Genomic DNA, 12,043 nt, shown 5'->3' on the forward strand with positions numbered 1-12,043 from the left:
GTCCGATTCAGGAGAACGCCATGAAGTATTTATGCCTGGTCTACAGCGATGAGCGCCTGCTGCATTCGTCGCCCGACAGCCCGGAAGATGCCGAGTGCTGGGCCTACGCCGAGTCGATCCAGGGCAGCGGCCGGATGGTCGCCGCCGAAGCACTGGAGTCGGTGCAGACCGCCACCACGGTACGGATGCGCAACGGCAAACTGTCGATCACCGACGGCCCGTTCGCCGAGACCAAGGAGCAGTTGGCCGGTTTCTACCTGATCGATGCGCGGGATCTCAACGAAGCGATTCAGGTCGCCGGCAACATTCCGGCGGCCCGGGTCGGCAGCGTCGAAGTGCGTCCCGTGCGCCAGTTGAATGTCTGAGGTCAGGGCGCGGGTCGAGCAGGTCTATCGCGAAGACTCGCGGCGGATCCTCGCGACCCTGATCCGCCTGCTCGGCGATTTCGACCTCGCCGAAGAAGCCTTGCACGAGGCGTTCTTCGTCGCGGTCGAGCGCTGGCAGCGCGATGGCGTGCCGGACAATCCGCGGACCTGGCTGGTGTCCACCGGGCGCTTCAAGGCGATCGACGTGTTGCGCCGTCGCGCACGGTTCAAGGCCTCGCAGCCGTTATTGCTGGCGCAACTGGAAGAACTGGAACAGTCCGAATGGGACGCCGAAGACGTGGAAGACGATCGCCTGCGCCTGATCTTCACCTGCTGCCACCCGGCGCTGGCGGCGGATGCGCAAGTGCCGCTGACCCTGCGTGAAGTCTGCGACCTCACCACCGAGGAAATCGCCCGGGCATTCCTCTCGGCCCCGGCGGCGATTGCCCAGCGCATCGTGCGCGCCAAGGCCAAGATTCGCGATGCGAAAATCCCTTATCAAGTTCCAGCCCTCAGCGAATTGCCCGAGCGCCTCGACAGCGTGTTGCGGGTGATTTATCTGGTGTTCAACGAAGGCTACTCGGCATCCGGCGGCGCTCAGGTGACCCGCGAGGATTTGACTCGTGAGGCGATTCGTCTCGGGCGGTTGTTGCTGGAGTTGTTGCCGGATCCAGAGGTCATGGGGTTGCTGGCGTTGATGCTGCTGCATGAATCGCGGCGCTCGGCGCGCTCTTCGCCGGATGGGGAATTGATTCTGCTGGATGATCAGGATCGCGGATTGTGGAATGCCGAGCTGATTGCCGAAGGCTGCGAATTGGTGGAAAAAGCGCTGACGACGGGACGCTTCGGGCCTTACTGTCTGCAGGCTGCGATAGCGGCGGTACATGCCGAAGCGCCGACGGCAGGGGAGACGGACTGGGCGCAGATCGTCGGGCTGTATGGCGTGTTGCTGCGGGCGGTACCGTCGCCGGTGATCGAGTTGAACCGGGCGGTGGCGGTGGCCAAGCGTGACGGGGCGCTGGCGGGGTTGACATTGATTGAGGGGATTCTGGGGCGTGGGGATTTGCAGGATTACCACCTGGCGCATTCGGCGCGGGCGGAGTTTTGCCGGCAGTTGGGACGGGTTGAGGAGGCTAGGGCGGCTTATTTGCGGGCGCTGGAGTTGACGCGGCAAGAGCCGGAGCGACGGTTTATCGAGGGGCGGCTTAAAGCATTGGACTGACCCGAACTGGTCGTTGGCAATATTGGCCTCTTCGCGGGCAAGCCCGCTCCCACAATTAAATGTGGGAGCTGGCTTGCCAGCGATGGGGCCAGTAAGGCTAGCGACTATCGATCAGGCTTGCTGCCGAGTAGCAGCCATCACAATCTCGCGAATACAAACCCCCTGCGGCTGCCCATACGCATAAGCAATCGCCGTCGCCACATCCTCGGCACTCAGCACCGTGCCGCCCATGTCCTGCTTCCACGCTTGATACCCGGTCTTGATCGCCTCATCCGTGGTGTGGCTCAGCAACTCGGTCTCGACCGCACCCGGCGCAATCGTGGTCACCCGTACGTTGTGCGGCGACAACTCTTCACGCAGGTTTTCCGACAAACCATGCACCGCAAACTTGGTGCCGACATAGGCCACATGGTTCGGGAACGTCTTGCGTCCGGCCACCGAGCTGACGTTGATGATCGTGCCGTGCTTGCGCTCGATCATCCCGGCGACCACCGCGTGCACGCCGTTGAGCAGACCTCTCACGTTGATATCGAGCATCTGGTCCCACTGCGCCGGGTCCTGCTTGCTCATCTCGCCCAGCAGCATCACCCCGGCGTTGTTGATCAGCGCATCGGCCGGGCCGAACTGCGCTTCCGCCTCGGCCACAGCGGCCAGCAACACGGCGCGGTCGGTGATGTCGACGCGGCGGCTGAGGGTGTTCGGCAGGGCCAGTGCTTCGAGGCGTTCGATGCGCCGGGCCAGCAACAGCAGCGGATGGCCGGCCGCGCTCAAGCGGCGGGCGGTGGCTTCGCCGATGCCCGAGCTGGCGCCGGTGATGATGATCAATGGCTTGCCCATGGTTGAACTCCTGAGATAAGAAAAACAAATAACCAGATTCGGGGCGCAGTATATTTAGCCCGCTGGAGGCTGAAAAATGCCTTATTCCTCTGTCTGCTATCGGAATCTCCTATGGATATCCGCCATCTCAAAGCCTTCCTCGCGGTGTTCGAGGAACGTAACATCACCGCCGCCGCGCAACGGCTGTTCGTCAGCCAGCCCACGTTGTCGGTGACCATCAAACAGCTGGAAGAAGAACTCGGTGCGACGCTGTTCGTACGTCAGCCCCGTGGTGTGGAGGTTAGCGACGAAGCGCGTCTTCTCTACCCGCAGGCGCGGCGGATGGTGGCCGAATCCGAGGCGCTGAGCCGGATGTTTCGCGGCCGCGAAAACCGTGCGCCGCTGACTCTCGGCATCGAAGGCGACATCGCCGCCAGCCACATCGAAGCCTTCGTCCGGATGGCCCATCAGGCGTTGCCCAATCTGCTGCTGACCCTGGAGGAGGGCTGTCACGGCGATGGTCGATTGGCCGTCGAGGAAATGTGCTGCGAGGACGAACTGTTCCTGCCGCTGTGGGAAGAATCCTATGTGATGGCGCTGCCCCTCGATCATCCGATGGCCAACGCGCAAGAGGGCTGGGCGCCGATTGAGGACTGGATCACCTGCCCGCAACATCCTTCGCATCAGCGGTTGATGGCGCTGTACGGGCGTTCGCCGGAAGCGGTGGCGGGGCACGCCGGTTCACTGCAACAGGCGTTGCACATGGTGGCGGCAGGTGTCGGTGTGGCGATGTTGCCGCAGTCGCTGGTCAGCGGGCATGAGCGCATCGTCGTGCGGGCGCTGCACCTGCCGGCACCGACCCGGCGGGTGGGATTGTGTTACGCGGCGCAGGCGCTGGAGTTGCCGACGATGCGCGGGTTGCACGCGTATTTTCAGGTGAATCGCCCGGCATCGATCGAGGCGGCCTGAGCTATTCCAGCATCTTGCTCAGCAACCAGCTCCCCGCCGGCCCCGGCGGGTACAGCCGCGACCACAGCGCATCGACGAACACCGGTTTCGGCCAGCCGCGCACTTTCAGCTCCACCAGCAAGTCATTGCCGAAACGCTCCACCAGCCAGCGCGGCAGCGGTGCCCAGCCGAAACCTTTTTCGGCCATTTCCAGCAGCATCAGATAACTCGGCGCCGACCACACCCGGCCTTTGCCGCGACTGTCATAGGGATTGACGATGGTGGCCAGGCGCAGCTCGCGATGCTGTTCAAGGACCGTTTGATCGATGGAGTCGTGAGTCGCCAACGGATGCCCACGACCCACGAACAAGGCGATTTCCGTACGCTCGGCGACGGTCGCGCTCGCCAGATCCGGTGGGTAGTTTTCCTGCATCTCGGCGAACGCGAGATGCGCCCGCCCGCGCTGCACCAGTTCGATCAAGTCATCGCATTCGGCGATCAGGCATTCCAGCTCCAGATCCGGGTAACGCTGCTCGAAACCCACCAGCGCCGCTTCGAAACGGTCGGACTGATAAGTGTCGGAAATCGCCACCGTGAGTTTCGGCTCCACGCCCTGAGCCAATTGCCGGGCGGTCATTTCCAGGCGGCTGGTGGCCGCCAGAATCGCCTCGGCCCGTTGCAGTATCACGTGCCCGGCCGGGGTCAGGGTCGGTTTGCGGCTGCTGCGGTCGAACAGAATCAGATCCAAGTCGATCTCAAGGCTCGCCACCGCCGCGCTCACCGTCGACTGACTGCGCCCGAGTTTGCGCGCCGCCGCTGAAAACGAGCCTTGAGTCGCCGCCTGGACAAATGCCAGCAACACTTCCTGAGATGCCATGAACTATCGCCTTGATCGATGGTTATTGGTTATGAAGTATCGGTGTGGTGCTGGATCATGGCAACCATCTTCACAGAGGACTTCGGCCATGACTGCCAACAAATCCATCACTGAACGTATCTTCCAGGCCATCGGTTTCGAACTGCTGGCGATCCTGATCTGTACCCCGCTGTTGGCGTGGATCATGGGCAAACCGCTGGTCGAAATGGGCGCCGTCACAATCGCCATCGCGATGCTGGCCCTGGGCTGGAACGTGGTGTTCAACGGCTTCTTCGACCGCATGCTCAAGCGCTGGAATATCGCCCACAATGCCTGGGTGCGAGTGGCGCACGCGGTGCTGTTCGAGGGCGGGTTGATCGTGATGGGCGTGCCGCTGATTGCCTGGTGGCTGTCGGTCAGCCTGTGGCAGGCGTTCCTGCTCGACATCGGCGTGCTGCTGTTCTTCCTGCCGTACACCTACGTCTACCACTGGGGTTATGACGTGGTGCGCGAGCGACTGGTGATGCGCAGCGTCTGCCAGAGCTGAAAACAAAAAATCGCCGCCTGTGAGGGCTGCGATTTTTTTTGTCCGGGATTTTTGCAGGGTTTAGAGAAACATCCCGCCCGACGCTTCAATCCGCTGACCGTTGATCCACTGCGCCCCCGGCGACAGCAGCAGCGCCAGCGCACCGCCAATGTCATCCGGCTGCCCGGCACGGCCCAGGGCGGTGTTGCTGGCGACCATGGCGTTCAGTGCCGAATTGTCGCGCACCGCGCCGCCGCCGAAGTCGGTTTCGATGGCCCCCGGTGCCAGGATATTCACGGCGATCTGCCGCGCGCCCAGCTCCTTGGCCTGATAACGGGTCAGCACTTCCATCGCGCCTTTCATCGCAGCGTAAGCGGCATAACCCGGCAGGGTGAAACGGGCCAGACCGCTGGAGATGTTGATGATCCGCCCGCCATCGTTGATCAGCGGCAGCAGTTGCTGAGTCAGGAAGAACGGCCCTTTCAACTGCACGTTCATCAGCAGGTCGAACTGTTCCGGCGTGGTGTCGGCGAAGGACGCATGCACACCAATCCCGGCGTTGTTGATCAGGAAATCGAAGCGCGGACGATCAAGTTGTTGCAGCGCTTGCTCGACCCGCACGGCGAACTCGGCAAAACCTTCGCTGCGCCCGACATCCAGTTGCAGCATCACGGCGTTGGCGCCGAGTGCTTCCAGTTCCTGCACCAGCGCCTGGGCTTCATCGGCGCGGCTGTTGTAGGTGCCGATGATGTCCACGCCTTGCGCGGCGAGGTGCAGGGCGGCGTTCTTGCCGAGGCCACGGCTGGCACCGGTGATCAATGCGATTTTGCGGTTCATGGGTTTTCCTCGATGGCGGTGACGGTTGATGGGGCAAAGTTTATTTATCCGCCATGAGGTGATAAACAGACTGAAACCGGAATCACTGGTCGGATTGTCCGAACAATCAATGGGTGGCCCATGAACAAACTGGAACTGCTGCGCACCTTCGTCCGGGTCAGCGAATTGTCGAGTTTTACGATGGCGGGGGAGAGTTTGGGGCTGCCGCGCTCAACGGTATCCGAGCAGGTGCAGGCGCTGGAAACCCTGCTCGGCACGCGCCTGCTGCAACGCACCACGCGCAAGGTCCAGGCGACTCAGGACGGCCTCGCGCTGTATGAGCGGAGCAAGGATCTGCTGTCGCACATGGACGAAATCGAAAACCTGTTCCGTCAGGACGAAGCGTCGCTGTCCGGGCGGATCCGGATTGACATGCCGAACATTCTGGCGCGGCGGCTGATCATGCCGAAGTTGCCGGAATTCATGGCCCGTCATCCGAACCTGGAACTGGAAATCAGCAGCACCGATCGCCGGGTCGACCTGCTCGCCGAAGGCTTCGATTGCGTGGTGCGCATCGGCGCGCAGCCCGATCAATCGGTGGTGGCGCGGCACCTGGGGGACTTCAGCATGATCAACTGCGCCAGCCCCGCGTACCTGGAGCGCTACGGCGTGCCGCAGACCCTTGAAGATCTGGCGCAGCATCGACTGGTGCACTACGTCGGTGTGCTGGGTTCGCGTTCGGAAGGGTTTGTTTACGAGCAGGACGGACAGATCCACCGGGTGCCGATGGCCGGCAGTGTGACGGTCAACAGCACCGATGCCTACGAGTCGGCGTGCCTTGGCGGGTTTGGTCTGATTCAGGTGCCGCGTACCGGCATGAACACCTATCTGGACAGCGGCGAGATCGTCACCGTGCTGCCGCAGTACACCGCGCCGGCGATGGGCATTTCACTGCTGTACGCGAGGCAGCGGCATCTGCCGTTGCGGGTGCGGGTGTTCATGGATTGGCTGGGGGATTTGATTCGCTCAACGCTGTGATTACTGCCGCAAACCCCTGTGGGAGCAAGGGCTCTCACAGGGATTCCGTTGGATCAGAAGATCTGGGTAAACAGCCAATACAGGCTGCCCGACAGCACAATCGCCGCCGGCAAGGTCAGCACCCATGCCATCAGCAGATTGCGGATGGTCTTCATCTGCAAGCCGCCACCGTTGGCGACCATGGTCCCGGCCACGCCCGAGGACAACACATGGGTGGTCGAGACCGGCAGGCCGAACATGTCGGCGGCGCCGATGGTCAGCATCGCCACGGTTTCCGCCGAGGCGCCCTGGGCGTAGGTCAGGTGGGTCTTGCCGATTTTCTCGCCGACCGTGACCACGATCCGCTTCCAGCCGACCATGGTGCCCAGACCCAAGGCAATCGCCACGGCGATCTTCACCCACAACGGAATGAACCGCGTGGCGTTGTCGATCTGCTGTTTGAACAGTTGCAGCTTGCCGCTGGTGTCGGCGTCGAAGCTGCCGACCTTGTTCTTGTCCATCAGGCGAATGGTTTCGCTGGCCAGGTACATGTCGTTACGCACGTTACCCATGGCCTCGGCCGGGACTTTCGCCAGCGAGCCGTAGCCTTTGACTTCTTCACCGATGTGCCCGGTCAGGGAGGCGAGGGCAGGAATCAGTTGCGGCGTGGCTTGCTTGCTGCGCATGTAATCCGAGAGCACGGCGCGTGGATCGGCCGGTGTCGGCAGTGGCGCACTTTTTACCAGCGCTTGCTGGGTCACTTGGGCGACGGCGGCGAATTGCAGCGACTGTTCTTCCGGCATGGTGCGATTCAGCGCATAAGCCATCGGCAGGGTGCCGACCAGAATCAGCATGATCAGGCCCATGCCTTTCTGGCCGTCGTTGGAACCGTGAGCGAACGACACGCCGGTGCAGGTCAGAATCAGCAAACCACGAATCCACCACGGCGGCGGGGTGTTGCCTTCCGGTGCCTTGTACAGCGAACGGTTCTTCACGAACGCGCGCAACGCCAGCAGCAACAGCGCTGCACAACCGAAACCCACCAGCGGCGACAGCAGCAGTGCGTAACCGATCTTGGTCGCCTGGGCCCAGTCCACACCGCTGGTGCCGTCGCGACCGTGCATCAGCGCGTTGGCCACGCCGACGCCGATGATCGAACCGATCAGCGTGTGCGACGACGAGGCCGGCAGGCCCAGCCACCAGGTGCCGAGGTTCCACAGGATCGCCGCGATCAGCAGGGCGAAGATCATCGCGAAACCGGCGGACGAACCCACTTGCAGAATCAGTTCCACCGGCAGCAGGGCGATAATGCCGAACGCTACCGCACCGCTCGAAAGCAGCACTCCGAGGAAGTTGAAGAATCCCGACCACACCACGGCCACATTCGGTGGTAGCGAGTGGGTGTAGATCACCGTGGCCACGGCGTTGGCGGTGTCGTGGAAGCCGTTGACGAATTCAAAACCCAGTGCAATCAACAGCGCCACGCCGAGCAGCAGGAACGGCGTCCAGGTGGTGACCACCGTGCCGAGTTCGTGCATGTCATGCATCAGACTGTAGGCGGTGAACAGCATCCCCATCGCCAGCACGGCGAAGAACACCACGTAAGTAAAGGGGCCGGTTTTTTTGTCGAGCGCCGGCCTGCCACTGGCAGTGGGGGCCAGGCTGGCGGTCAGGGAGGGAGTAGCCATGGGCGGACAATCCTGAACGGGGGAAGGAGTGTCGCCCATGATCGTTGCTAAATATTACAGAGAGGCTGCGGCAGATCAGTGTTTGGGTTTTTAGCTTCACCGTTGATCTGAAGGCGGTGATCGCTCTCACACTTACGGATGATCGTTCCCACGCTCTGCGTGGTAACGCCGCCCGGGACGCTCCGCGTCCCTGTGACGCAGAGCGTCACCTGATGCATTCCCACGCGGAGCGTGGGAACGATCTCGCAAAGTAAGTCAGTAGTCCCGGCGCTTGCGAAACGCCCAGCGCCCGGCGATCACGGTAAACGTCGCCACCAGCGCTACCAGAATCCAGAACCCCTCCGGATCAGTGGCCAGCGGTACACCGCCGACGTTCATGCCGAAGAAACCGGCAATGATGTTGATCGGCAGCGCCAGCACCGTGACCACGGTCAGGGTGAACAGCGTGCGGTTGCTCTGTTCATTGAGGTTGGCGGCGATCTCTTCCTGCAACAGCTTGATCCGCTCGCCGAGGGCGGTCAGGTCGTTGATGATCAGCGCGAACTCCTCGGTGGACTTGCGCAGCTCCTTAACGTCCTCCTTCTGCAACCACGGTGGCGGCCGGTTGAGCAGGCGCAACAGCGAACCCGGTTCCAGCGCCAGCAGCCGTTGCAGGCGCACCAGCACCCGCCGGTTGGCGCCGAGTTCGGCGCGGTTGGTCGACAGTCGCGAGGACAGCAATTCGTCCTCGACCTGATCGACGCTCATGCTGGTCTTGCGCACGATCTGCGTCAGCACTTCGCCCTGATCGCGCAGCAGGTGCACCAGCAGTTCCGATGGCGAGCGAAAGCACTCGCCGGCCTTCACCGAAGAACGCAGCTTGTCCACCGAATGCAGCGGTTGCAGACGCGCACTGACGATCAGTTTGCTGCGTACGCAAACCCACAGCGTCGACACGTCCGACGACACCATGCTGCTGAGGTTAAACACCACGTCGTTGACCACCGCCAGCAACGCCGAATCGACATGCTCGATGCGGGTCGAGCGCGAACCTTCGTGCAGCGCCTCGAAAAACTCCTCGGGCAATTGCAGATGGCTTTTCATCCAGCGCTCGCACGCGGCATGAGCCAGGTTCAGGTGCAACCAGAGAAACTCATCGCCCTCGCTGTCGTCTTGCAGGCAGCGCAGGGCGGTCGCCGAATCCACCTCGCGCCCGCGTTCGCCGGGGCGAAAGCGAAAGCCGTAAAGCAGGCCGAACAGGTCAGGATCACGATGACTGATATCGAGGCTGTGGTTCATGAAGGCTCGCTGCGAGAAGGCGTCTGTCGCGGGATTTGCAGATTCACCTGAGCCGCATCATCGCAATGTCACATGACGCTTGTGTGACAGCAAAATGATGTCAAATCAACGCGTTACCGGCGGTCGGATTTTTCTCAAGAAGGGCGCTGGAACGCCGATCACGCATGAGTTAGGTTGCGCGCCTTCGGCCATGAGCCAAGGTCCGCCGACACGGATGTCCGGCAACAATTCACGTCTTACCGGGCGTGCCTCATCCCTGTCCTGAGTACCTGTGATGCTGCAAAAATCCCTGAGAGCGCAAATTCTCGCCCTGCTGAGCGGCAGCCTGCTGGCGATGCTGTTGATCGCGCTGGCCTGCTTTCATTTCCTGTCCAACGGCGTGCAGAACTACAGCCAATTGATTGCAGGTCCGTTGCACACCTCACAACTGATCGATGAAGCCAACCTGCAATTCAAGGTGCAGGTTCAGGAGTGGAAAAACGTTCTGCTGCGCGGCAAGCAACCGGCGGATCTGGCCAAGTACTGGGGCCAGTTCGAAGACCGTCAGCGCGATGTGCAGGGCATCCTCGGTGAGCTGGCCAACCAGAAAGGCCTCGATCCTGCGCTGAAAACCCGTATCGAACGCCTGCGCGAAGAACATCGTTTGCTCGGCGCTGCGTATCAGAAGGGCCGTGATGCCTACGTCGCCGCCGGTGCCGATCCGACTGCGGGCGACGCTGCTGTCAAAGGCGTCGACCGTGCCGCCAGCGATCAGATGAGCGAGCTGGTCGCCGAGTTGCGCAAGCAGGGCACCGAGCAATCGGCGCAGATCAGCGCCAGTGCCGATCGCACCGTGTGGCTGGGTCTGCTGGTGATGCTCGCGTCCGGTCTGCTGATTGGTTTGCTCAGCCTGTGGCTGGTCAACCGCAACCTGGTCGAACCGATCCGCAAACTCATCGACTACGTCACCCAGTTGAGCAAGGGGCGTCTGGTCGAGCGTGTGTCCAGCGACCGTCAGGACGAGCTGGGTAACCTGGCCGCAGCGGCCAACACCTTGCGCGATTTCCTCGCCGAAACCTTCAACCATCTGCAGCGCAGCGCCAAGGATCTGGACAGTGCCAGCGGCGAATTGAACGCCATCGCCACCGTGATGGCCGGCGGCACCAACGAGCAGTTCAGCCGCACCGATCAGGTGGCCACGGCGATGAACGAAATGTCCGCCACCGCCCAGGAAGTCGCCCGTCATGCGGCTGACGCTGCACGTGCGGCCGACGATGCCGACCAGTCCGCGCAGCAGGGCGAGAAGGTCATGCAGAGCACCATCCACAGCATCACCCAGATGCGCGGTGAAATCGCCAACACCGCCACGGTCATCCGCCGTCTGGAAGCCGACAGCGGGCGCATCGGCAAGGTGCTGGAAGTGATTCGCGGGATCGCCGAGCAGACCAACCTGCTGGCGCTCAACGCCGCCATCGAAGCGGCCCGCGCGGGTGAGGCCGGGCGTGGTTTTGCGGTGGTCGCCGATGAGGTGCGCAACCTCGCGCAGCGTACGGCGGAGTCAATCATTGAGATCAACCAGATCATCCACAGCGTGCAGACCGGTGCGGTGGACGCGGCCCAGGCCATCGATAGCGGCCAGACCCGCAGCGATGAAAGCGTCGAGCAAGTGACCCAGGCCGGCGCCATGCTCGAGCGCATCACCCACGCGGTGGAAGCGATTCGCGACATGAACCGTCAGATCGCCACGGCGGCCGAAGAGCAGACGTCGGTGGCCGAAGACATCTCGCGCAACCTGACCGAGATCACCTCGATCGCCAGCACCAACCTCGACAACGTGCAGCGCACCGAAAGCGCCAGCCAGAACCTGCACGGCCTGTCCGGCCAACTGAACGACGTCACCGCTCGCCTGAGCGTCTGACCGGCCAGTGACTGTGTACCGGTTCGGATACCGAGTCGGTACACAGTCGATCTCAATTCGTACAGACCGCCGCCGATGCCCGGTTATCCATAACCGGCATTGGAGATTTCCCATGGTCAGCATCACGTCTGTTTCGATCAATCAGACCGTTACCACGCCTACCAGCAAAACCTCGATTGCCGATACGGCCGACGACACCTCCACCTCAGCGGCGGCCAGCACCGGTGTGAAGGCCGATACCAGCAAAGTCGCGGCGGGCGGTGGCGCGGCGCCGGCGGGGGACAGCAGTTCCAGCAGCGATGAATCGGATACCGTGAAAGCACTGCGCAAGCAGATTGCCGAGTTGCAAAAGCAATTGCAGGAACAGCAGCAGGCGCTGCAGGCGGCTCAGGCCAAGCAGGAAAGTCAGGATGCCAAGGCGGCGGATGTTGCGGCTGCGCAATCGCAGATCGCGACGACGTCGGCTTCGTTGCAGACGGCGACGGCGGCGTTGTTGGCGGCTTTGCAGGATTCGGACAGCGGTACTTCCGGTTCGTTGGTCAGTACGACCGCGTGAAGCCTTTCCCCCTCACCCTAGCCCTCTCCCAAAGGGAGAGGGGACTGACGGAGTTGAA

Annotated in this window: 12 protein-coding genes and 1 pseudogene; 8 read left to right on the top strand and 5 right to left on the bottom strand. The window is 62.3% G+C overall.

The features are described from left to right. The first annotated feature begins 20 nt into the window (after positions 1 to 20). On the top strand, positions 21 to 365 hold the full coding sequence (locus ACTJK7_RS21880; protein WP_007951101.1) for a YciI family protein: 345 nt from the start codon (positions 21 to 23) through the stop codon (positions 363 to 365). Further along, a complete protein-coding gene (locus ACTJK7_RS21885) occupies positions 358 to 1,587 on the top strand; it encodes an RNA polymerase sigma factor (RefSeq protein WP_323162319.1) in 1,230 nt (409 codons plus the stop codon). Before ACTJK7_RS21880 ends, ACTJK7_RS21885 begins: the two co-directional genes overlap by 8 nt. 111 nt (positions 1,588 to 1,698) lie before the next feature. Here ACTJK7_RS21885 and ACTJK7_RS21890 read toward each other — a convergent pair whose 3' ends face one another. Then, a complete protein-coding gene (locus ACTJK7_RS21890) occupies positions 1,699 to 2,424 on the bottom strand; it encodes an SDR family oxidoreductase (RefSeq protein WP_323151344.1) in 726 nt (241 codons plus the stop codon). A 111-nt stretch (positions 2,425 to 2,535) separates the two neighbouring features. On the opposite strand from ACTJK7_RS21890, the gene ACTJK7_RS21895 reads away from it, so the two are divergent. Continuing rightward, a complete protein-coding gene (locus ACTJK7_RS21895; RefSeq protein ID WP_440779822.1) occupies positions 2,536 to 3,372 on the top strand; it encodes a LysR family transcriptional regulator in 837 nt (278 codons plus the stop codon). 1 nt (position 3,373) lies between these two features. On the opposite strand, the gene ACTJK7_RS21900 is transcribed toward ACTJK7_RS21895, so the two are convergent. Continuing rightward, the gene (locus ACTJK7_RS21900) at positions 3,374 to 4,228 is read right to left on the bottom strand and encodes a LysR family transcriptional regulator (protein WP_323151346.1); all 855 of its coding nucleotides are present in this window, start codon (positions 4,226 to 4,228) and stop codon (positions 3,374 to 3,376) included. Positions 4,229 to 4,316: 88 nt separating this feature from the next. On the opposite strand from ACTJK7_RS21900, the gene ACTJK7_RS21905 reads away from it, so the two are divergent. Continuing rightward, positions 4,317 to 4,754, top strand: coding sequence for a multidrug/biocide efflux PACE transporter (locus ACTJK7_RS21905; RefSeq protein WP_064383679.1), 438 nt, complete (start codon positions 4,317 to 4,319; stop codon positions 4,752 to 4,754). A gap of 60 nt (positions 4,755 to 4,814) precedes the next feature. Here ACTJK7_RS21905 and ACTJK7_RS21910 read toward each other — a convergent pair whose 3' ends face one another. Next, a complete protein-coding gene (locus tag ACTJK7_RS21910; RefSeq protein WP_236196541.1) occupies positions 4,815 to 5,570 on the bottom strand; it encodes an SDR family NAD(P)-dependent oxidoreductase in 756 nt (251 codons plus the stop codon). 120 nt (positions 5,571 to 5,690) lie between these two features. Between ACTJK7_RS21910 and ACTJK7_RS21915 the strand changes: the two genes are divergently transcribed. Continuing rightward, a complete protein-coding gene (locus ACTJK7_RS21915) occupies positions 5,691 to 6,587 on the top strand; it encodes a LysR family transcriptional regulator (RefSeq protein ID WP_108563037.1) in 897 nt (298 codons plus the stop codon). A gap of 53 nt (positions 6,588 to 6,640) precedes the next feature. On the opposite strand, the gene ACTJK7_RS21920 is transcribed toward ACTJK7_RS21915, so the two are convergent. Both ACTJK7_RS21920 and ACTJK7_RS21925 read right to left on the bottom strand, forming a co-directional pair. Continuing rightward, positions 6,641 to 8,254: an inorganic phosphate transporter gene (locus ACTJK7_RS21920; RefSeq protein ID WP_440779821.1), complete on the bottom strand. Its 1,614-nt coding sequence runs from the start codon at positions 8,252 to 8,254 to the stop codon at positions 6,641 to 6,643. 255 nt (positions 8,255 to 8,509) lie between these two features. Beyond that, the gene (locus tag ACTJK7_RS21925; protein WP_011335565.1) at positions 8,510 to 9,532 is read right to left on the bottom strand and encodes a transporter; all 1,023 of its coding nucleotides are present in this window, start codon (positions 9,530 to 9,532) and stop codon (positions 8,510 to 8,512) included. Positions 9,533 to 10,385: 853 nt separating this feature from the next. Between ACTJK7_RS21925 and ACTJK7_RS21930 the strand changes: the two are divergent. From ACTJK7_RS21930 to ACTJK7_RS21940, 3 genes and pseudogenes are all read left to right on the top strand, one after another. Beyond that, a pseudogene (locus tag ACTJK7_RS21930) lies at positions 10,386 to 10,496 on the top strand (hypothetical protein); the annotation flags it as partial. A gap of 228 nt (positions 10,497 to 10,724) precedes the next feature. Beyond that, on the top strand, positions 10,725 to 11,429 hold the full coding sequence (locus ACTJK7_RS21935; RefSeq protein ID WP_371921029.1) for a methyl-accepting chemotaxis protein: 705 nt from the start codon (positions 10,725 to 10,727) through the stop codon (positions 11,427 to 11,429). 112 nt (positions 11,430 to 11,541) lie between these two features. Next, complete coding sequence (locus ACTJK7_RS21940; protein ID WP_440779819.1) at positions 11,542 to 11,985, top strand: hypothetical protein; 444 nt, start codon at positions 11,542 to 11,544, stop codon at positions 11,983 to 11,985. Positions 11,986 to 12,043: the final 58 nt, after the last annotated feature.

Origin of the sequence: Pseudomonas sp. 22085 (assembly GCF_052045815.1) — a bacterium.
Lineage (GTDB): Bacteria > Pseudomonadota > Gammaproteobacteria > Pseudomonadales > Pseudomonadaceae > Aquipseudomonas > Aquipseudomonas glycinae.

Excerpts from the sequence above, each read along its gene's own strand:
- ACTJK7_RS21925 (WP_011335565.1), bottom strand. The coding sequence starts at position 9,532 with ATGAACCACAGCCTCGATATCAGTCATCGTGATCCTGACCTGTTCGGC.
- ACTJK7_RS21935 (WP_371921029.1), top strand. The coding sequence starts at position 10,725 with ATGTCCGCCACCGCCCAGGAAGTCGCCCGTCATGCGGCTGACGCTGCA.
- ACTJK7_RS21920 (WP_440779821.1), bottom strand. The coding sequence starts at position 8,254 with ATGGCTACTCCCTCCCTGACCGCCAGCCTGGCCCCCACTGCCAGTGGC.
- ACTJK7_RS21890 (WP_323151344.1), bottom strand. The coding sequence starts at position 2,424 with ATGGGCAAGCCATTGATCATCATCACCGGCGCCAGCTCGGGCATCGGC.
- ACTJK7_RS21940 (WP_440779819.1), top strand. The coding sequence starts at position 11,542 with ATGGTCAGCATCACGTCTGTTTCGATCAATCAGACCGTTACCACGCCT.
- ACTJK7_RS21910 (WP_236196541.1), bottom strand. The coding sequence starts at position 5,570 with ATGAACCGCAAAATCGCATTGATCACCGGTGCCAGCCGTGGCCTCGGC.
- ACTJK7_RS21880 (WP_007951101.1), top strand. The coding sequence starts at position 21 with ATGAAGTATTTATGCCTGGTCTACAGCGATGAGCGCCTGCTGCATTCG.
- ACTJK7_RS21895 (WP_440779822.1), top strand. The coding sequence starts at position 2,536 with ATGGATATCCGCCATCTCAAAGCCTTCCTCGCGGTGTTCGAGGAACGT.
- ACTJK7_RS21905 (WP_064383679.1), top strand. The coding sequence starts at position 4,317 with ATGACTGCCAACAAATCCATCACTGAACGTATCTTCCAGGCCATCGGT.
- ACTJK7_RS21885 (WP_323162319.1), top strand. The coding sequence starts at position 358 with ATGTCTGAGGTCAGGGCGCGGGTCGAGCAGGTCTATCGCGAAGACTCG.
- ACTJK7_RS21900 (WP_323151346.1), bottom strand. The coding sequence starts at position 4,228 with ATGGCATCTCAGGAAGTGTTGCTGGCATTTGTCCAGGCGGCGACTCAA.
- ACTJK7_RS21915 (WP_108563037.1), top strand. The coding sequence starts at position 5,691 with ATGAACAAACTGGAACTGCTGCGCACCTTCGTCCGGGTCAGCGAATTG.